The sequence below is a fragment of the Kocuria gwangalliensis genome (genome assembly GCF_039544365.1).
In the GTDB taxonomy this organism is placed as follows: domain Bacteria; phylum Actinomycetota; class Actinomycetes; order Actinomycetales; family Micrococcaceae; genus Kocuria; species Kocuria gwangalliensis.
Genome location: NZ_BAABLN010000029.1, coordinates 101,821 through 122,272 on the forward strand (window position 1 = coordinate 101,821; position 20,452 = coordinate 122,272).

General features: G+C 65.7%; 16 protein-coding genes. 5 read left to right on the plus strand and 11 right to left on the minus strand.

The window, feature by feature from the left end:
- Window positions 1–9: 9 nt before the first annotated feature.
- Genes ABEA06_RS09280 through ABEA06_RS09310 form a run of 7 tightly spaced genes read right to left on the minus strand, consistent with a single transcriptional unit; the run spans window position 10 to window position 9,362 of the window.
- On the minus strand, window positions 10–2,724 hold the full coding sequence (locus ABEA06_RS09280) for a glycoside hydrolase family 2 protein (RefSeq protein WP_345311295.1): 2,715 nt from the start codon (window positions 2,722–2,724) through the stop codon (window positions 10–12).
- A gap of 5 nt (window positions 2,725–2,729) precedes the next feature.
- Window positions 2,730–3,830 (minus strand): DUF1839 family protein, encoded by a 1,101-nt coding sequence (locus ABEA06_RS09285; protein WP_345311296.1) that lies wholly within the window; start codon window positions 3,828–3,830, stop codon window positions 2,730–2,732.
- On the minus strand, window positions 3,827–4,768 hold the full coding sequence (locus ABEA06_RS09290; RefSeq protein WP_303383008.1) for a class-II aminoacyl-tRNA synthetase family protein: 942 nt from the start codon (window positions 4,766–4,768) through the stop codon (window positions 3,827–3,829). The genes ABEA06_RS09285 and ABEA06_RS09290 overlap by 4 nt, the downstream gene beginning before the upstream one ends.
- Window positions 4,765–5,982, minus strand: a complete 1,218-nt coding sequence (locus ABEA06_RS09295) for an acyl-CoA dehydrogenase family protein (protein WP_345311297.1) — start codon at window positions 5,980–5,982, stop codon at window positions 4,765–4,767. Before ABEA06_RS09295 ends, ABEA06_RS09290 begins: the two co-directional genes overlap by 4 nt.
- Window positions 5,975–6,724: an acyl carrier protein gene (locus tag ABEA06_RS09300; RefSeq protein WP_345311298.1), complete on the minus strand. Its 750-nt coding sequence runs from the start codon at window positions 6,722–6,724 to the stop codon at window positions 5,975–5,977. Before ABEA06_RS09300 ends, ABEA06_RS09295 begins: the two co-directional genes overlap by 8 nt.
- Window positions 6,721–7,848, minus strand: coding sequence for an alpha/beta hydrolase (locus tag ABEA06_RS09305; protein ID WP_345311299.1), 1,128 nt, complete (start codon window positions 7,846–7,848; stop codon window positions 6,721–6,723). Before ABEA06_RS09305 ends, ABEA06_RS09300 begins: the two co-directional genes overlap by 4 nt.
- Window positions 7,845–9,362 (minus strand): alpha/beta hydrolase family protein, encoded by a 1,518-nt coding sequence (locus tag ABEA06_RS09310; protein ID WP_345311300.1) that lies wholly within the window; start codon window positions 9,360–9,362, stop codon window positions 7,845–7,847. Before ABEA06_RS09310 ends, ABEA06_RS09305 begins: the two co-directional genes overlap by 4 nt.
- A gap of 583 nt (window positions 9,363–9,945) precedes the next feature.
- Between ABEA06_RS09310 and ABEA06_RS09315 the strand changes: the two genes are divergently transcribed.
- From ABEA06_RS09315 to ABEA06_RS09325, 3 genes are read left to right on the plus strand one after another with little or no spacing between them, the layout of a single operon-like run.
- The gene (locus tag ABEA06_RS09315; protein ID WP_345311301.1) at window positions 9,946–11,217 is read left to right on the plus strand and encodes a glycosyltransferase family 4 protein; all 1,272 of its coding nucleotides are present in this window, start codon (window positions 9,946–9,948) and stop codon (window positions 11,215–11,217) included.
- Between the two features lie 16 nt (window positions 11,218–11,233).
- Entirely contained in the window at window positions 11,234–12,274 is a 1,041-nt protein-coding gene (gmd, locus tag ABEA06_RS09320) for a GDP-mannose 4,6-dehydratase (protein ID WP_303382758.1), read from the plus strand.
- Window positions 12,271–13,335 (plus strand): GDP-L-fucose synthase family protein, encoded by a 1,065-nt coding sequence (locus ABEA06_RS09325; RefSeq protein ID WP_345311302.1) that lies wholly within the window; start codon window positions 12,271–12,273, stop codon window positions 13,333–13,335. Before gmd ends, ABEA06_RS09325 begins: the two co-directional genes overlap by 4 nt.
- 25 nt (window positions 13,336–13,360) lie before the next feature.
- Here the strand turns inward: ABEA06_RS09325 and ABEA06_RS09330 are convergent, their stop codons facing one another.
- From ABEA06_RS09330 to ABEA06_RS09345, 4 genes are all read right to left on the minus strand, one after another.
- Window positions 13,361–14,617: a lipopolysaccharide biosynthesis protein gene (locus ABEA06_RS09330; protein WP_303382760.1), complete on the minus strand. Its 1,257-nt coding sequence runs from the start codon at window positions 14,615–14,617 to the stop codon at window positions 13,361–13,363.
- Complete coding sequence (locus tag ABEA06_RS09335) at window positions 14,617–15,444, minus strand: glycosyltransferase (protein WP_303382761.1); 828 nt, start codon at window positions 15,442–15,444, stop codon at window positions 14,617–14,619. The genes ABEA06_RS09330 and ABEA06_RS09335 overlap by 1 nt, the downstream gene beginning before the upstream one ends.
- Window positions 15,445–15,568: 124 nt before the next feature.
- Complete coding sequence (locus ABEA06_RS09340; RefSeq protein ID WP_345311303.1) at window positions 15,569–16,987, minus strand: hypothetical protein; 1,419 nt, start codon at window positions 16,985–16,987, stop codon at window positions 15,569–15,571.
- 16 nt (window positions 16,988–17,003) lie between these two features.
- Window positions 17,004–18,374, minus strand: a complete 1,371-nt coding sequence (locus tag ABEA06_RS09345) for a tyrosine-protein kinase domain-containing protein (protein ID WP_345311304.1) — start codon at window positions 18,372–18,374, stop codon at window positions 17,004–17,006.
- Window positions 18,375–18,699: 325 nt separating this feature from the next.
- Here ABEA06_RS09345 and ABEA06_RS09350 point away from each other — a divergent pair, with 325 nt between their 5' ends.
- Entirely contained in the window at window positions 18,700–19,245 is a 546-nt protein-coding gene (locus ABEA06_RS09350) for an LbetaH domain-containing protein (RefSeq protein WP_303382764.1), read from the plus strand.
- A 14-nt stretch (window positions 19,246–19,259) separates the two neighbouring features.
- The gene (locus tag ABEA06_RS09355) at window positions 19,260–20,411 is read left to right on the plus strand and encodes a glycosyltransferase (RefSeq protein ID WP_345311305.1); all 1,152 of its coding nucleotides are present in this window, start codon (window positions 19,260–19,262) and stop codon (window positions 20,409–20,411) included.
- Window positions 20,412–20,452: the final 41 nt, after the last annotated feature.

A 20,452-nucleotide genomic window follows, 5' to 3' on the forward strand; every position in this document is an offset into this window, starting at 1 on the left:
GTGGGCCGGTCACGTGATCGGAACCGGCTCCACCCCCAGGGCACGCACATATCCGCCATCGTGGGTGGGGAACGGTCCTGTGCCGCTGACGGGCAGCCGCACGGTGTCACCGGGCAACAGGTGCACGTACCCGTCCTCGGCGACCAGACCCGTCGCCAGGTCCAGGGCGACGAATCGTGCCAGACCCTGGCTCGTGACCTCCACGGACCGGGTGCCGCTCCGGTCACGGACCCACCTCGCCGTCATCTCAGGGTCGGCGAGGTCGTCCCTGCGGGGTCCGCCGGACAGGTGCACGTCCGTGGCCAGAACCGTTCCGTCGGAAGCCACGAGCTCGGCTCGTATTCCTTCGTACTCCCGTGCGCCGAATCCGTAGGCGTTGTCCAGGTCGCGGAACGTACTGTCCGCCAGATCCCCTCGGAGCACCCGTCCTCCCCGGGCCGGCACCGTGACCGCAACCTCAATGGGTTGTTGACATCCTCCCTGAACCGTGGTCACGGTCCATCGCAGGGTCGCTGAGAGCTCCCCGGGACCGTCGTGCCAGAGGTGAACCGATAAACCGTTGCCGCCCTCGGGTAGGAAGCACACGGTGGTGGGAGCGCACGCCCTGCGCATGCCGTACCACGCAGCCGTGGGACGCCCAGCTGCATCCAATACGCCCCATCCTGCGCCGGGGGCGGTCGAGTGGGATGCAAGAATCAGTGCCCCTCGGCAGAGTGAGTCGCTCCGGCGCCAGTGCGCCAGAGTCCGTTGGAACACGTGGGCCAGTGCCGCGCGCTGGTAATCCAAACGGCCCGCGTGAGTGGCCAGGGCCGTCTCGTCCGCAGCCCTCGGTGGAGCTGCCAGAGTGGCATTCGGGTCGCTGTCCCTGTCCAGGAACAACCGCTGCACGTAGCGCATGGTGGTGTCCTCGAATGTCCAGGCGGCTCCCGGATCACGTGCCAGCCCGGCCTGCCAGGCGGCGGCCCGGTCAGGGTGGTCCAGTGGTCCGTCCGTGCCGAACTGCTCCCGCACCGTGGCCGGTTCCGGTGGCACGGCAAAGGCCAGACATTCTGCGGCGAACCGCACCCCGCTGCTGCGCGCGTCCTCCAAAGCGCGCCCGTAGGCCCCCACCCCGAAGTAGTGACACACTCCGTCCGTCGCATCCACCGGCGAGTGAACCACCGCGGTGGTCACCGGTTCGGCAATTGTCACGGGCCTCTCCGCCGACGCCGCCGCGCCCGCCTCGTAGGCCCGCGCGGCGGCGTCGAGATCCGCGTCGGAGCACGGTGAGGACGCGACGACCACCACGTCGGCACCGGCGGCGCCCACCGCCCGTGGGATGTCCTCGACCAGAACGTCTGGTGTCCATTCGGCGGCCGGGCGCCCGGCCAGCACGGGAGCCTGGATCACCTCGGTCCCGCCCGAGATCACGACCGTGGAGGGGTGGGCCGCCGAACGAGCCGCCAGCGAGCGCACTTCCTCGCTCACCTGCGCGCGCCAGGCGGGATCATCGGGCGGGTCCAGCGGCCCCAGGGCCACGTCCTGCCACACCATGAGGCCGAGCTCGTCGCACAGGTCATGGAACGTGTCCGACTCGTAGCAGCCGGTGCCGGGCAGCCTGATCATGGTGGCCCCGGCAGTCCGCAGTCGCATCAGAAGCATGCGCACGGATGCAGGATCCGCGGCCGTTTCGAACGGGTCCGCCCCCGCCCACACCACGCCTCGGGCGAACACGGGGACCCCGTTGACCCGCAACCCCAGCCCCGCGCGGTCGGCCCGCGGCTGCGCCGTCACGGAACGGAAACCCACGCGGTGCGAGCTCGTGGTGTCCCCCACTTCCACGCGCACCTCGTGCAGCGCCGGCTCCGCCGCTTGCCCCGCTGCCATGGCGTGGGGCCACCACAGGCGCGGATTCGGCACGGGCAGTTCCACGGTGACCGCGTCACGCCCGCGTGTTCGGGCGTCCGTCACCACGACCTCGACGCCGGCGCCCGCGCAGCTCAACCGCACAGATTCCGCCGTTCGTCCTGTCGGGTTCACCCGAAGGTCCACCAGCACCGTGCCCACCCCGGACTCGTCGACCCGCGTGCGAACCGCGCGGGGCCGAGCGTCGATCACGGGTGCTCGGTCTGCCGCGGGCACCGGCTCCGCGGACAGGCCACCCCACGGGCCCAGGACGGGACGCGCACCGGGCCAGTCGATGTGGCCGATCAGGGGTGTCCGGCGCCACCGCAGTGAACGGTCGGACACGAGCGGTGAGAGCCATTTGGCCCGGGGCTTACGGGGGACGGTGACCGTGGACAGCGGGAGGAGGCGCAGTGCGATGTCACATTCCCCCGGTGGTAACCGCACGACGTCGTCCCAGGGCGCGAAGGCGCTGGTGGAGGTCTTGACCCGGTGACCCGCCACCCACAGTTCGGAGACGGTGGCCACTCCCCGGGAACGTATTTTGTGGAGCCCGCCGGCCGTGGTGATCCGGGTGCGGTATTCCCACGCGGTCTCCTCGGCCGCAACCGCCAGCGCCTCGTCCACGGCACTCTCGCCCAGGGCATCGCGTAAGGCGCCGGTTATCGTTCCGGGAAGGCGCGCGGGGATTCCCGTGGCGCAATCAGTCCCTGCCGCCCGCCCGACCGGAACCGCCCGGCCGGTGCGCAGATCGACCGGGACGAGGGTCCAGACAGCACCCGAGAACACGTCCCCGCAGTCGTCCTGGAACCATTGCTGCGGTTCACAGACATATGTCACGCACGTCACTCCTCGAGATCAAGGGCCGCGCGGGCGTCGTGGATCGCCGCCCGATACCCGGCCGCCAACGCCTCCGCGGCCTTGTCGATGCGCGCAGTGCGCCCCGAGGCCACGCGTGCGAGTTGGAATTGCAACGTCTTCGCGGCCGCGGCGGCGCCGTCGAACGAATCTGCGGCCCGGGCCAGCCGTTCTACGGACACGCCGTCGGGCCAGGCGGCGGCGCCGTCGGCGAGATATCTGCACAGGTGAGCCGCCAGAGCGGCCGTCAGACCGGCCTGCCGCGTGGTGGCGAAGGAGTACAGGTGGAAGTGGCCCATACCCCGTTCGGCCAGGCGGGGCAGGTGTTCGCGAATGGCGGCCACCAGTCCGTCGGCGGGACCGTGCCCGTCGGGACCGGGAGCGGAAGCCCGCCGGAGATGGTCACGGGCCACGGCCAAGGTGGCGTGCCAGAGATCCTCGGGCGAGCGCCGATTCAGTGTGTGCAACCGCACCAGTTCCACGTAGGGGTACGGCACACGACCGCAGCGCATCCTCGGGCCCAACGTCTCGTGGAGGTCTTCTCCCGCCAGTGTGTGCGCGCCGTCGTTGTGCAGATACACCAGTTCCCCCGCCAGCGGATCCAGCCGCAACGGCACGATGGATGTTTTGGTGTGCTCCGTGCGATAGGAGACGCCCTCGGTGTCCGGGAGGTAGTACGCGTCGACTTCCACGATGAGGGCGTCGCCGCGCGACATGGTCAGCTGAAGGTGCTCCCCCAGTGGTCGCCAGGTGTCGTATTCGCCCACTTTGATTCCGTAGAGGACCTCCAGGTCCTCGGTGCGGGGTTTCACGAACTCCCACTGGTCGCCCAGAAAATCCGCGCTCAAAGCCGCACTCAGCATGGGAACCGGGTTCAGCCCGAGGGCTGCGAGCAGCCCGATCCACACGTCCACATAGCAATTCGTGGGTGACCACGGCTCCGCCGGATCATGCAGGGCCGAGCGCGGCACCGTGGCGGGCGTGCGGCCCTCGCAACCTTTGACGGCCAAAGTCTCCGTGCCGAACGAGCCGGTCCCGTGTGCTGCCGGCGGCCCCAGCGACTGGTTCACAGCAGATGTGGCCGTCATGACAATTGCAGCTCGTCTCGCACACCGGTCGGCCAGGCCGCCGTATCGAATCCGTGCTTGGCCGCGAGCGCCAGGGTCACACGTTCCAGACCGAATCCGAAACAGGCGGAGTGGGCCGCTTGACCGTCCACGGTACGCAGGTGGAACGCTTCACCGAAGTGGTCCTCGTGCAGGTTGGCCGAGGCGATGGCCGTGGGGTGTCCCGGGTACACCTCGGTGAGGATCTCGAACTTCAGTTGGGCCTGCCGCTGCCCCGCGCTGAGCAACTTACCCGCCCTGCCGAAGAACGGGTCGTTGGCCGTGTCCGCTTCGACCTCGAGTCCCAGCTTGCGCAGCAGGCCGAGGCCCGCTTCGAGCCACAGCGCTCGGTGTTCCACCGCTTGTTCCGGGGTGCCCAAGCGCACGGCCTCAAACATCCGGAACGTCACGAACCGCATGGGGTCCGCGCTGGGTTCGTGCCGATAGCACTCGCCCACCAGTTCGTAGACGGTGCCGTCGACCTCGGTGCCCTCCAGGTACGCGTAGAGGGGGTGACACACCGCGGGAATCAACGAGTGACCGGCCGGCGTCAGCGACGACGACCAGTCCCCGTGTTCCTGATAGGTGGCCAGCAGCTCGCGGTGGGCCGCGTTGTCCCCCTCGAAAGCGTTAATAGTTCCCAAAAGCTGCGGGAACGAGGCCACGTAGTCGGTGCGTTCCAGCAACCGGGTCCCGTTGACGGGTGGGAACCGCAACCTGCGCGTCCCCGGCGCTTCATCCAGGTCCGCAACAATTCTGCGGGCGGCGCCGGTGATGCCCTGCACCACGTCCTCCGCCTGGGGTCCCAGACCGTTGACGCCCTCGCCGAGCGTTGGTAGGAGCCAGTTGTTGGCTTCCAGTCCGGCGCGGAATTCGGTCTGCAGGTCTTCGAGTTGATCGGTTGTTTTCGCTGTTGTCATCGGAGTCCCCTTGAGACCATTTGGAGCTTGGCTGTGTGTTGGAGGATTCGGTCGTTGTTGACCATCACGGAGGGCCCAATGCTGTCGCGGTACAACCGGGCCAGGCTCACGGGCGATCGATTGGCGAATCCGGAAATGCCCACGATCACCATGGCGTCCCCCACGATCGCGCGTACGGCCTCCGCTGCGGAGACCTTCAGGGTGTTCATGGAAATCGCGAACGGCATGCTCTCGCACGTCTGCGGTGAATCCCATGCAGCCTGGTAGCGGGCCACCGAGGAGCGCACCACGTCCGTCATGGCCTGCAGATCCACCTCCAGCTCCGCCAGGCGCAAGGCGGACGGCGGAGGATTCTCCGGATCCTTACGGGCCGCCTTCTGCACCACGGACCGGGCCACGAGCCCGGCTTGGGTGGCCATCCCCAACCACACCGACGCCCACAGGCAGTGGGCGGCCGGCAGCATGGTCTGGGCGGAGATCGTTTCGAACGGCACCCCGAACACCGCACCGGCATCCGTGTTCGCCTCCAGCTCGAAGGCCTCGGAGCACGTTCCGCGCATCCCCAGGGCATCCCAACCCCGGGTCCTCGTGAGATCGATGTCCGTGGCAACCACTGCCACGAGCACCTGGTCGCTACTGACGGCATCCGCATTGCGGCGAGCCGTCACGAAAATCGCGTCCCCGGCGCTCCCGTAGGAAATCACGGGGCAGCTCTTGTGCAGTCGTATCCGCCCATCTCCCGTGTCGTCCACGGCGCACGACGACGTCCGGGTGTCACCACCGATGGCGATCTCGGTGGTGGCCGAGGCCAGCAGCAGTCCGTCACCGGCCACGCGCCGCATCATGTCCCGCAGCAGGTCGGTGTCCGCGTGGCGGGTGAGGCACAGCACTTGCGAATAATGCATGGCCAGAATCATCGCGGTGGACGTGCACTCACGGCCCACGCGCTCAAGGGTCGAGCACAGTTCGGTGATGGAGTAGCCGAGGCCTCCCAGGGACCCGGGCACGGGCGCGCCCAGCAGCCCCTGGGCTCGGGCCTCGGCAATCGACGCCGCGGGAAAGACCGACTCCGAGTCCACGGCGGCCGCGTGTTCCTTTGCCACGGCCGCCACGGCCTCGGCCCGGGCCGCACATGCCTGGGCGCGGCCCGGAGGCAGGTCGGTGGTTGATTCCATGTCGGGTATGAACGGGGTTCGTTGGGTCGTTTCAGTCATGGTCGATTCCCTCCACTGCCTCTGAAATGGAACTGATGGACGTGAACGTCGCTTTGGTGAGCAGTTCTTCGGGGAACTCGATGTCGAACTCGTCCTCCAGCCCGAGCATCACGTTGACCGATGCGTGGGACGTCATGCCTGCGCGGTAAAGATCGACGTCCGTGCCGAGGGTGTGGGCGTCCTGGGACAGCTTGCCGTGCTCGGCCAGGACCTTGCGGACGGTGAGTTCGGTGGTGGTGGTTTCCATGGGATGGGGCCCTTTCAATCGGCGGAGTTCTGTGGTCATGGTGTCGATCGGTGCGCGCAAGGCGCCGGTCGACGGGTCTGGTGGGCAGCTCAACGCGAGCGCGACCGCCAGTGCGTAGTCGCCGTCATGAGACATACTCACGGTCCAGTCGCCCAGTCCTCTGCGGGTCGCCAGCGCTGCCGCTGAATCGGTCAGGAAAAGGCCGGGCGCGCCGTCGGCCCCCGTGTGCACCGCAATGCTCGGCCACGCAACGGCATCGGTGGCCGCCGGGGCGAGGACCTTCAACACGGCTTCTTTCGCGGCGAAGCGTGCGGCCACCGACTCCGGGGACGTGAGCTTCGAGTCTTCTGCGAGACGCGCGAATTCCGCTGTGCCGAAGACGGCTCGGAGGTAGCGCTCCCCCAGCCGTGCCATGGATTCCGCCACGGGAGCAATCGACTGGATGTCGCACCCAATGCGCGGGCCGGCCCCCAGGGCGGTCTGGGCGGTGGTCATGACCCCTCCCCCGACGTGATGTCTTCGAACTCGGACGCAACCGGTTGCGCTGCAATGGAGCGCTCGATGCCCAGTCGATCGGCCCAGCGGCTCAGGGCCACGGTGGCCGCCGGTCGCCAGCATTCAAAGGTGTGCTCGCCATTGCACCCGGCGGGGCGGCCGTACATCGTGTAGGAATAAGGCGACCCCTGCGATTGAAGGGCTTGCGCCAAGCTCTCCGTGGTCTCCCGCAAGGTGGGTTCGAGGTCCCCGGATGAACCGTTACCCTCGCCCACGAACAACTGAACCTTGGTGCGCTCCAGGCCCTTGCTCTGGCTCACCGGATCGTGCGCATCCCATTGCTCATCCATGGTGCTCTGCCCGTTGCCGAAAATTGCATCGGTCTGTCCCGTGGTCTCCTCCGACACTTGACTGAACAGGTCTCTGACCTCACCGGATGAGAGGTCCAGCAGGCCGGACAGGCTGATGGCCTCCGCAAACAGGTCCGGGCGTTCTTCGGCGTAGCGAATCGCTCCGTAACCACCCATGGAGTTCCCCAGGACGACCCGATCCTCGCGGCCGGTGCGGGTGGGAAGATGAGCGTCCACCCACGGCACCAATTGGTCGAGATGATACGTTTCCCACCCCTGCGCCTGGTCACCGGATGCCGTCCAGTCGGTGTACCACCCGTCCTTGCCGCCGCTGGGGATGACCGTAATGACGGGCAGCCCGTCGGTGATCTGCTCCGCATGCCCGGCCTCGAACCATTGGCGGGCCGGGGAGGTTTCCGCCCCGCTACCGCCCAGAAGATAGACCACGCGATAACGGGTCCCGGGATCGTAATTCTGGGGCCTGACGATGATGACGGAATTCTGACCGCCGGGCAGTCCCTCGGCTACCGCGTCCGTGCTCACGCCGACTTCCACGGCGCGTTCGGACAAGGCCTGCGCGCCCGTCACGGTGATGCCGTGGGAGGGCTCGTCGAAGTCCGTTTGGTCGAGGAAATCGGCCTGTTGCAGGGCCGCGGAGCCCGTTGCCATGGGCGTTTGTGCGGGCGTAGGGCGGTTGTCCCCGGCGGCACACCCGGTGAGCACCATGGCGATGACCAAGGACCAGATGAGCCCGACCACGGATTTTCTTCTCATGCCGCGCATGACTGCACCTCACCGACCGGACCGGCTGTCAGCCCCATGGACGCGTCCACGACCTGCAGCGCCGTTGACCTCGAGGAATGGGACTGCAAGGCGTGATCGAGGGTGGCCAGGTGCGTCACCATGATGTGTCGCCCTCGTCGCTGTAACCGACGCAGCCCTCGTTCGCCCCGTTCCTGGAGGAACAACAGGCCGTCCTCCGGACCGAAAAAATAAGACACTTCCGCGCCGCGTGACGAATACTCCATGACCACTTCCGGCACATTGGGAAGGCTGCGTCGCCCCAGGAAAAGCCATAAGGAATAGGGCATCCGGCGTCGGATCCGGTCTTTCAACCGGGTGCGGAAATTCGTGGCTATCGCCACATCGCCCATGGACCGCAATTGTTCGAGCACCGCGTCCACGTCCCAATTCCGGTAAAGCCTCTCGTAATAGCTCTCGGCCGGTCGCCACGCCACATTGTTGAGAATGACGCGGCGGCGCATGGGGCTGTCCTGCGGGGCCATGGCCACGAGCCAGCCCCCGACGCACAGGCCTACACCCGTGACTTCCTCCCCGGTCCGGTGGTGTAACCACCGCGCCCCGGAATCAATGACGGCTATGCCCTGCCGGGTGTACGGGTTGACGTCCTTGACTTCATCCAGCCCGGCACCGTCCCCGCAATGATGGCGCTCCACACGCAGTGCCGGCACCCCACGAGCCGCGAGCCTCCGGGCCGCTATCGTCCACAGGCCCGTGGGACCGTCCTTGGGTTCCGCCGACGGCGGGGCCAGAGTCACGGCCCCCCGGCCGATTCCGTGATTGTCCACGGGGTGGGTGTAGGAAGCGGGGAGGCGGTCCTCGCCGAGCTCGAGTAATTCCTCGATCACGTCCACACCGAATTCCGCCACGTGGATGCGGGCCGTGCATTGCGGTTGCCAATCCCCCGCGCGGTAATCGTGATGCGGTCCGTCGCGCAACCGCCCCACCAGGCTCGCGATGGCCTCGGGGCTTGCCTTGGCGTAAATCGACGCCACTCCGTAAAGTTTCTTGGCCACCCGGCGGTCCGCTTCACGAATTACTTCGATGCCCTGATCCTGATGTGTTCGGATTTTTTGCGGGTCCTTCAGGGCTCGAATAGAGGCAGCCTCGGAATCCGAGTAGTGGGCGCCGCCGATCTCGAGGCCCTCCTCGCTGACCGGCGGCAGGATCAGCCCGCTCGCACGGCGCAGCCCGCCGTACTGGCGCAGGAATACGGCACCGGACACCGGTTCCCACAGCAAGCGTTGCCCGAACGGGACTTTCGAGGCGGCCAGGAGCGCTGCGCCGATACGCAACCCGATCGCGTGGACCGGCGCATCGTGGCCCACGATTCTTCGCGCCTCGGAGTAACCACGTGCGAGGTCGTCCTCCCAGATCGCGACGGGATCACTGGCCTCGGGTCGGGCCCCCGATTCGGTGGTGCCGCTCCAGCTCAGTCGGATGGCCACCCAGCCGTTTTCGGCCGCGCGGGCGGCGACCAACCGCATACTGCGGTGGCTGACGACTTCCTCCCTGGCCAGTGCGGGTGCAATGACTACCGCACCGCTTACCCGACCATGTGTCGGACCGTGGACCCACGCGTGAATCACACGATCAGGCGCAGTCAAGAAAGTTGCTTGGCCTTCTACCCTCATAGATTTCTCCCCACCCCATACCTGGCCCGGAACACCCCTACGTGCTCCGCCATCCGGTCCCCACCGGATTGACCAAAATCGCCGGCCTCGTTCCGCTTGTTTGCCCTAGCGTCACGGACCTTTCGACAATATTCTCAGGCCACCTCTCGAACCTGGAATTGCGCCGATAACGTCAGCATACCCACAGTCCCGAGCTGGCCGGCCGGGATTCTCCGGCCCCAGTGTCTCAGAGCACTCTCAATGCATTCACATAATGCCGCCTCACAAGTGAAATTACTTCATATGTCCCTATTTAGGGTGACAAATTATGAAGAACCAACGTATTGCGTCTTTCCACGACATGCTTATTATGTGAGCTAGCGGATGGCGACTTGGGGGTTACCACCGTGTTTACGGGCCTTGGGCAATAGGTCCATTTTTTGGGGGAGGTCTCATCATGGGGCAACGCGTTTTATTCATTGGGCTCAATTACGCCCCGGAACACACGGGCATCGCTCCGTACACGTCAGGCATGGCGCAGTCTTTGGCTGCCGCCGGCTGGGACGTAGGGGTTGTTACTGGGCTACCGCATTATCCGCAGTGGCAGGTTCACGCCGGTTACGAGCGTGGCCACCAGAACCGGGACATCATCAACGGTGTACCCGTCGAACGAGTACCCCACCCGGTCCCGGGAAACGCGGGACTCGCACGCCGGCTCGGAATGGAAATCATGTTCGGCCTGCGGGCGGCACGGGCCCGGTGGAACAACCCGGATGCAGTAGTGGTCGTGAGTCCGGCACTGTTCGCATCGGTGATCGTTCGTCTTCGCGCGAAGTACCACGGCATTCCGGTGCTCGCTTGGGTGCAGGACATCTACACGGCGGGACTGACTGAAACGGGGTCCGCCGGGGGGTTCGCGACCAGGGCCATGCGCGCGGTGGAAGGTCGTTTCCTGCGCTCGTGCGAGGGCATGGTGGTCATTCACGACCGCTTCGCCCAGTACGTGCAGCGTGTGCTGGGCGTGGACCCGGCGCGCGTGCACACCGTTCGGAACTGGACCCACATCGGGCCATCAACACACATGGACCCCGCCACACTGCGTGAGCGGTTCGGTTGGCCCATGGAGGACATCATTGTTCTGCACACCGGCAACATGGGTGCCAAACAGGACCTGGGAAACGTGGCCGCGGCGGCTGCCCGGGCCGATCAATCGGGTGCCCCGGTGCGCTTCGTCCTGGTGGGTGGGGGGCGGCAGCGCCCACTGCTCGAGGAGCTGGCCGCTCACGCACCGCGCTTCGAGGTGCTCCCCAGCGTCGACGACGAGACCTACAGTGCGCTCCTGGGCGCCGCGGACGTACTGCTCGTCAATGAGCGCCCCGGGTTGACCGAGATGTGCGTACCGAGCAAGTTGACCAGCTACTTCACCGCCGGTCGCCCCGTGCTCGCGGCCGTTGAAGCGCAAAGTCCGTCTGCATTCGAGGTTGCTTCGGCCGACGCGGGAATGCGGGTCCCTCCGGGTGACCCCCGAGCACTCCTGGCCGGGGCGCTCACGCTCCACGGCCAATGGGTCGAATCCGGCGGCACCCGGCACAGCGGTGGCGCCCGTTACGTCCGTGAAGTCCTCAGCCGCGACGCCGCCACCAAGGCTTTCATTGCTGCATTGAATGCGGTGCGGACCAAAGGTCATGCACCCACGCGCACAACCACCATTGCTACCCTCAACAACTGAACCGGGAAATACTCCAATGACGAAAAAAGCGTTGATCACCGGCATTACGGGCCAGGATGGTTCCTACTTGGCCGAGCTTTTGCTTTCCAAGGGCTATGAAGTGCACGGGGTGATCCGGCGGGCTTCCACTTTCAACACCTCACGCATCGACCACCTGTACCAGGACCCCCACTCTCCGCAGGCACGTTTGTTCCTGCATTACGGAGATCTCACGGACGGCGCCCGCCTGGTGACACTACTCGGTGAGATCGACCCGGACGAGGTGTACAACTTGGCCGCTCAGTCCCACGTGCGCGTCTCGTTCGACGAACCCGAGCACACGGGAGCCACGACAGGGCTGGGTACCGTGAGGCTGCTCGAAGCCGTCCGACGGGCGGGCGTGAAGTGCCGCTTCTACCAGGCGTCGACGTCCGAGCTCTACGGTGCCACGCCGCCTCCGCAAAACGAGGACACCCCGTTCTACCCGCGGTCCCCCTACGGTGCCGCGAAGATTTACTCGTACTGGATCACCAGGAACTACCGCGAGGCGTACGACATGTTCGCGGTCAACGGGATCCTGTTCAATCACGAATCCCCTCGCCGCGGCGAGACGTTCGTGACCCGCAAAATCACGCGCGCGGTCGCGGCCATCGCCGCGGGAAAACAGGAGTGGCTCTACATGGGCAACCTTGATGCCGTGCGTGACTGGGGATACGCGGCCGAGTACGTCGAGGGCATGTGGCGGATGTTGCAGGCCGAAGAACCCGAGGATTTCGTCCTGGCCACCGGACGTGCCACATCGGTGCGCGAGTTCCTGGAAACGGCGTTCGACCATGCCGGTCTTACCTGGCAGGATCACGTTCGGTTCGATGACCGGTACCTGCGACCCACGGAGGTGGACGCATTGATCGGCGACCCCTCCAAAGCGGAGGACAAGCTCGGTTGGAAGGCCCGGGTCCACGCACCCGAGCTGGCTCGCATCATGGTGGATGCGGACCGCGAAGCCCTGGAGTGCGTGGGCACCTCTTGGATCGACACGGTCGGAGAAAGCGTCTGGGCCCCGGAGACCGCCGCATGAGCGCCGATCAACGGACCACAACTCTACGGAGTGCCACGGACAGCATCGGACCGCGCACCATCAGTGATCCTACGGACGCGCGCACCCACGATGATGTGCACTACACCCCTGGCGAACTCGATCGATCCGCCACGTTCTACGTGGCCGGCCACCGCGGGTTGGTGGGCTCGGCCCTATGGCGGCACCTGAAGAACCAGGGATTCGACCATCTCATCGGGGCGACATCTTCCGACGTGGATCTGAGGGATCGTGCTGCGGTGGAGCGATTCATGTCCGAGCACCGGCCCCGGTACGTTGTGCTGGCCGCGGCCCGGGTCGGTGGGATCGCGGCCAACAACTCCCGCCCGGTCGATTTCCTGTCCGACAATCTCCGCATTCAGGTTAATGTCCTGGATGCGGCACTTGCCGCGGGCGTCGAACGGGTGTTGTTCCTGGGCTCCTCGTGCATCTATCCCAAACTTGCGGAGCAACCGCTGCGTGAGGACTCCCTGCTGACCGGGTATCTGGAACCGACCAATGACGCGTACGCAATTGCCAAGATCGCGGGCATCATGCAGGTCCAGGCCGTGCGGCGGCAATACGGTCTGCCCTGGATCTCGGCCATGCCCACCAATCTCTACGGGCCGGGGGACAATTTCTCTCCGGAGGGTTCACACGTCCTGCCCGCGATGATCCGCCGTTACGATCACGCGGTGGAAGCCGGTGCCACGTCCATCACCAATTGGGGTTCGGGCTCACCGAAGCGCGAATTCTTGCATGTGGACGATCTCGCCACGGCCTGCTTGCACCTGCTGGAGCACTACGACGGGCCGCAGCAGGTCAACGTTGGTACCGGCGAGGACGTCACGATCCGGGAACTCGCGGATCGGATCGCGGAGGCCACCGGCTACGAAGGCGAAACGCACTGGGACACCCGCAAGCCCGACGGCACGCCGCGCAAACTCATGGATGTCTCGCTGCTGCGCGCGCAGGGCTGGTCTCCCACCGTGGATCTGACCAGCGGTCTCCGAGACACCGTGGCCTGGTACCGGGCCCACCGGGAGCAGGCCCGGGGCCTGTGACCTGGCGGCCCGGGCCGACGGCGCGTTAGAGAGTCAGCCAGCACACGGTCAGTCCCAGCGACGCCAGCGCCACGCAGATCACGAACGAGCGCCACGGTGCGGCCCGTCCGATCAGACTGAAGGAGACCAGAACCACCGCGACCTCGCGGGCCACCAGGACGGTGGCCGCCATGTGCAGGTCGAAGGTGGCGGTCCAGGCGATGACTATGCCGAAGGCGACTCCGGTCACCGGCCCCACAAAGGTTTTCCAGGCCTGTCCCGTGCGGACCAGCAGCACGGAAGCCGACCAGGACAGCACGGAGGGGAACGCCACCATGGCGATGAACGGAACCATGGACATGGCCGTTGCCCAGTCGGGACCCAGCAGCGGCCGGAGCACGAGCGATGCGGCCATGGAGAGGACCACACACCCGAATGCCAGGAGCAGGGCACGCGAGAGCAGCCGCTCACTTTCGCTCCTGATCTCGCGGTCCTCGTCCTTGTCGGCGATCCCGACCCTCACCACGTTGGCCGTCGACGCCGCGAGCGCATCACTGGGGGCGCGTCCCACCGCGTTGCCTGCGCTGTAGGTGCCCAGGGCTGCGGTACCGGCAAAGATGCTCATGAACAGGCGCTCGGCCTGGCCCTGGAACCACGACATGAGGGCATAACCGGACATCGTGGCCATATCGGAGAAAATTGACTGCTGCCCCGGTGGCGTCTGTGGAATCGGTTTGTCGTTATGCCGGGCCCGCCACCAGCACAAAAGGGCGAAGACGCCCTCGGTGAGCGCCAGTTGAAGGGACGGTCCCAACAGCGAGTGGGTCAGGATCAGGGTGGTTCCGCCCACCGTCAGGCCCAACAAGGCGGCCCACAGCTGCAGACGTGCCAGGGTCCCCCATTGGTTGGTTGCCTGCAACGTGCCCACGTACAGCAGGCCGAGGACACCGAAACCCGGGGCCAGTGCCACGGGCAGTACCTGGAAGAATTCACTCCAGTTCTCAAGCGTCCCGTTCCACCGCAGGAACAGCATCAGGCCCACAAGAATGAGGAACGCCACGAAGGGCATGATCGCCCTGTAGCGATTCATGATGCGCATGCCACCGGGTTCGCTCAGCACTCGGATCACCACGAACCGGGCACCTGAATCGATCGTGACCTGAATGGCCGTGTAGATCAACGTGACCAGGTTGTAGATACCCACATAGTGCGGAGTTGTGAAGGCTGCTAGCAGTAGCACCACGAGCGCGGACGAGAGGCGGGGTATGGCCCGCTCGATCAGTGACTTGATCTGGGCGAGCATCAGGACTCTGTCAAAACGGTCGATGCTGATCTCACGTGATGTCTCGCGTAAGGACGCGTCTGCGGGCGCACTCCTGATATCACGCTCTCCAGCTGTTCCCGTGTCCCCGCTGGGCGTCCCGGAGCTCCACCGTTGTCGAGCAACCAGGACATTCCCGTGGCCTGCACCCATGCCGTATAGGCCCGGATGACCTGCGGGTCCTCGTAGACCCGGCCGACATAGTCCGGGGCACTGGAAATCTGACTCCGGCTCAGTCGGTAGGCGATGAGCGGGACCGCCAGCTTCACCACCGCGGCACCGGAGAGTAGCGCGTCGAACCACATCACGTAGTCCTCGGCCGCGGAGTGTTCTGCATAAGCGTTGGCGGCCAGCAACGTGGTACGCCGAGCCAACATACTCGGATGGAACAGCGGATTGACGAACGGCAGGAGGAGACCGATTTCCTTGCTGGTCAAGGAGCCGAAATAGGACGGCCTGGGAAGGGTTGCCTGCCCGAACCTCACCGCGGATCCGCACACGATGTCCGCGTGCTTCAGGGCGGAAATTTCCGAGCGGAACCGCCACGGCATCGAAATGTCGTCCGCATCCGCCCGGGCGACGAGTTTGCTGTCCGTGGTCTCCAGACAACGGCGCATGCACGCCACCGTGCCCCGGTTGATCGGGTCGACGCGGACCGAAAGGCGCGAATCCTTCACCCGTTGCGCACATTCTGCGGTGCGCTCATCCGGCCCGTCCACGGCCACGATGAGTTCGGCGTCTCGCGGCATCGCGCGAAGCGCGGAGCGGATGGCCGATTCGATAGTGGCCTGAGCCTTGTAGGCAGGCATGATCACCGTCAATAACGGCATGAGAACCCCCAGGAAAAACAAAGTAGTGGGCTCTGCCGATAGCCCCTCCGGACAGCCCAGTCGCCGGACATTCTCCCCTGTCCGCCGAGCACGTGCGAGATTATCACGATAGTCTTGCCCCCCTTTTTTTGAACGGCGCCCGAGCCTCGTCGGCCGGGCCTGGAAGGTCCAGGGGTCGACCGCGGTCGCGTGGATTTCCGACGATCCTCTCCGCGAGCCACAAGCCCCACAGCGGGAGGATGGACAGGGTCATGAACGTCTCGAAAGATTCCAGTTGGCCAACGATGCCTTGGAAGACCAACACCGCCCCGAAAGACGCAAGAAGCAACCGGGTGGACTCACTGCGGCTGCGGGTATAGGCGTCAGCGATCAGAGCGGACAACCATCCGAGTATCAGGTATCCGACCAGGACCCCCACCACCCCGAAGTTGAGAATCATTTCCGCGGTGAACCCGGGGACGATGTAGATCTGTTCCCCGTCTCCCAACAGGTCGAAGCCGGACACCTCTACCATGGAACGAAACGGACTGTCGCCTCCGGCCCCGGCGAAGTGCAGCAGTGCCATCGGAACATTGAGCAGAGCACTCCAAACGGTCTCGCCCCCCAAGGATCCGTGCAGGTCAACATGTTGACCTGCCCAGGCTGCCATGGAGAACCGGCCCCATTGCCAGTCGATGAACGACCACGGATCGGTGGTGGCACCAACGCGTTGTCCCGTGGTCACGACCACGAACACGGCGAAGAACACAGCACCTATCACGAGAATCGGCCACTTCAGGACTCTGATCCTGGGAAGCATGAGCGCCAGCAGCGGAAATGACACGTACATCAATTCAGCTCGCCCGCCGTTCCAGGTGGAACTCACCGCGAGCGCGGCCAACCCCGCCGTGAGGATCAACGTGTTCCAGATGGCCGGACCGGCCACGCGTCTGCGACTCGCCAGCGCGAGAACGAGAATCGACACGGCCCACGGTAGCCAACCGGCGAGAAAGGCGTAGCGGGCATTTCCCCCGTCCACCGCAATGATCCTGCCTCCGCCCTCCGAGGTGACGGCCATGACCCGGAGCATGCCGAAGGTTCCCGCGGCCGCCAGCATCAGCGCGGTACCGCCGACCGAGACCCGGTGGGCCGCGGCGAAGGAGTAGAGATTCTCCGGAGTGTACGATCCGCGCGGAAGCTGCTCGGGGTGCTTTCCCCGTGACTGTCCCCAGAGCGTGGGCCGGGGAACGACCATGCCCGCCCAGAGGGCGCAGCTACCCAAGAACGTCGCCCACGCGGCCGTCACCAACCCGGATTCGGCCCCGGTCGTGGGTCCGGACAGCGCCTCGAAATAACCGCGGTCGTTGGACCACCGCAGGACATGAGCGAACCCGGAGAGCACGTTGGCCAGTTGGAAGTTGACGAGCATCCACGTCCGAAGATTCAATCCGTCCGTACCACGCGATCGAACATGGGCAATGGAGAGGAGACCGACCAGGGCTGTGGCCACCAGCAGGACGGTTGCCGTGGCAACGGGGTTCACCGTCTCACCGCTGTCTTCAGCTCAGCCCGGCGTTGGCGCCGCGATGATGCCCGGAACGGTTCGCCACGAGGGCCACTTGCGTATCACCGTAGCCGTCCACGGCCTGCTGCAATCGACCCATCGGGGTTCCACCCGGCACAGTGACCAACAGGACGACGTCCGACGCGCGGCTGAGCACCACGCTGTCGGCGGTTTCGGTGAGGGGTGAACAGTCGATGACCACTACATCGAACTCATCGCGAAGCTCACCGATCAGAACATTCATGCGTTCGGAACACACCACATCACTTGGCCGAACAGTTTCCGTCCCCGCGGGGATGAACATGAGGTTGGGGCCCAGCTTCACCGCTGTCTCCTCGGCCTTGGCGGAGCCGCCGGCAATGTCTGCGACCCCTACCTGCATGTCCTCACCGAGCAGCTCGCTCAAGCCCCGGTTCTGCAAGTGCGCATCCACCAACACGACGCGACTTCCGAGGTCTGCGTAGCTACGCGCAAGCTCTGAGGCCACAGTGGTGGCTCCGTCCCGGTGTCGCGAACCCGTCACCAGAAGCACGGCCGACCCTGGAACGTGTGGTAGTACCTCCGGGTGATGGCGTTGCAACACCGATCTCAGCGAGACGAGTTGCTGCGGTACCCGCGGCTGGTCGGCCACGCCCGTGGTCTCGCCGCGACTCCCGTGCGACGACGATTGGGCCAGTCCCCGGGTGGACAGTTGTTTGAGACGAGGAATCGCCCCGGCCAGGATCGCACCGCGAACCTGGCGCAAATCCTGAACCGTTCTGGGGCGCCGATCGAGCCCTTCGACGAGAAAGGCCAGGATCGCTCCGAGCACGGCACCACTGGCAAGGCCGATCAACGGGTAACTCCAGGCCGGTAGGCCACTGCTGGAGGCCGGCAGCTCCGCCCGGCTGATGGTGGTTGCCCGGACCGTGCTGTCACGGCCCTCCACCGAGGGCGACAGTGTCGACACGCCCCGAGTGAGTTCGTCGGCAACCGCATTTGCCACGGTCTGAGCCTTCTCGGGTGTCTCGGCGGTCGCTGCGACATCGATCAGGGATGTGGCGGTCGGGTTCGTCACCGAGACCATTCCCTCTAGTGCAGCCACCGATTCGTTGACGTCGGGGCGATCGGCCACCGGTTCCAGGACGAACGGGGTGGTGGCCAAAGTTGCATACGATTTCAGCTCACGCGACAGATATGTGGCTGCCTGATTGAGTTCGGCGGCGGAGTCGCTCGTGGGGATCGCCACGTACAACTGCGCCGTTGCTTGGTACTTAGGGGGAATCACCAGCGCAATGACCCCTCCGACGAGCAGCCCCACCAGCATTAACCCGGCAACAACCAGCCACCTTTTCCTAAGCACGTCAAAATAATCCCGCAGTGTCATATGCCCTCCCAGCCCTTGCGGCAGCGGGTCACGATGTCCGCCCGGACATTCCCCTCAACACCCGGAGGCGTTTGTTATCGACCCGCTGGATACTCCCCTAATAAACGCATCCTAAACACGAAATCATCTAAATCCTCCCATATCCTGGCAGCACACGGCGCCGTAAACAGGAAATCGACGCCGCGGTACGCATGAGATTTCGGGTGCGTTCGGGCATCCCGTATGGAAAGCTGAATCCAGGCTGACTACGGTAACCACGGGAAAACTCAACAGGGAACAGCACGGCGCAAAACGGCTCCGGTGATCACCCGTTCGAGGGGGAGAAATGACACGAAATTCACGGCGACTCGCCACCTTCACGGGTGTCGGCTACGACAAAGGCCGGGGCACCCTCGTGTGCGCCGCGTGGGCGTTGGTGGTCGAACCACTTCAGCGCTCGGTGCTGTGCCCACCATCCGTGCGCACGCATATCCTCAGGGCATTCGGGGCGAGCCTCGGCACCGGTGCGCTCATTCGTCACGGAGTGCGCATTCACTGGCCGTGGAAGCTGACCGTCGGTGAGGACTCCTGGATCGGAGTGGGGGCCTGGTTGCTCAACCTCGAACCCATCGATATCGGTTCGGACGTGTGCATCTCTCAAGAAGCGATGCTGTGCACCGGCAGCCACCGGGCCGACGATCCCGCCTTTGAATTCGACAATGCCCCCATTCGCATTGCCGACGGCGCTTGGATCGCCCTGCGTGCCACGGTGCTGCGCGGCGTCACCGTGGGCGAGGGCGCCGTCGTTGGCGCAACGGCCCTCGTCACGCGGGACGTCCCCGCCGGCCGGCGTGTTCTGGCACCCGCAGCGACCGAAACGCGGCCGGTATGAGGATCCTCCAAGTGGTGGCCCTCGTTTCCGGCACGAACGCCTTTGGCGGGCCCACCACGGTGGCGCTCAATCAATGCCGTGCACTGGCCGACGCCGGGCACGACGTGGTGCTCGCGGCCGCCGGCTCAGACCTGGGCACGTCACTGCCGGACACCGTCCAGGGGGTACGCACCGCATTGTTCCCCCCGCTGCAGCTGCTTCCGGGGGCGGGGTTCGCCGGGCTGTCATCCCCCGGTTTGTTGTCCTGGCTGCGACGCGTGGCCGCGAGCGCGGACGTGATTCACGTGCACGTAGCCCGCGACCTCCTCACGCTCCCCGCGGCGTGGTTGGCCCAACGATCGGGCACACGAGTGGTGTTGCAGCCGCACGGCATGATCGACGCCTCGACCAATCCCCTGGCCCGCCCCCTGGACGCACTACTCACCCGGAAGGTCCTGAGCCGGGCGGGGCGGGTTTTTCACCTGACGACTCGTGAGGCCGAGGATCTGTGCGAGGTGGCCCGTGGTCCGGTACCCCTGCAGAAACTGCACAACGGCATGCCCAGTGCCTCTGGGCCACATCCGCTGACCAAGACGGCCGCACCCGAGCCGGGGGTGTCCGGGCCGAACGACTCCGCGGCGCAACGGCGCGCGTGCCGAGTCCTGTATCTCGCACGGTTGCAGGAACGCAAACGGCCCCTCGCATTCGTGGCAGCCGCACGAGCGCTCGCCCCGCGGTTCCCCCAGGCCACATTCGTCCTCGTGGGTCCGGGCGAGGGACAGGGAGAAGCCGTTCGTCATGCCATTGCGGAGGCTGGTTTGGGTGAACGCCTCACGTGGGAAGGCCCGGTGGATTCGCAAGGCGCGCGCCAGTGGATGGCGCACTCGGAGATCTACGTCCTGCCCTCGGTCAACGAGCCCTACCCCATGTCCGTGCTCGAGGCCATGGCCGCCGGTCTGCCCGTGGTGATCACCGACAGCTGCGGCTTGGCGGAGACCGTGGAGCGCACGGGCTCCGGCCTGGTGGTCAGCGCGGAGCAGGAAGCGCTCGAGAACGCACTTGCGGAACTCCTGGGTGACCCCGCGAAACGGCGAGAGTTGGGTAGTGCCGCCGCGGAAACCATTGACCGCGAGTACGCCATGGACGCCGTGGTGGACCGGCTGCTCACTGCATACGGGGGCCGCTGACGTAAGGCTACGTCGTGAAAAAATGCCCACGAACGCACGCA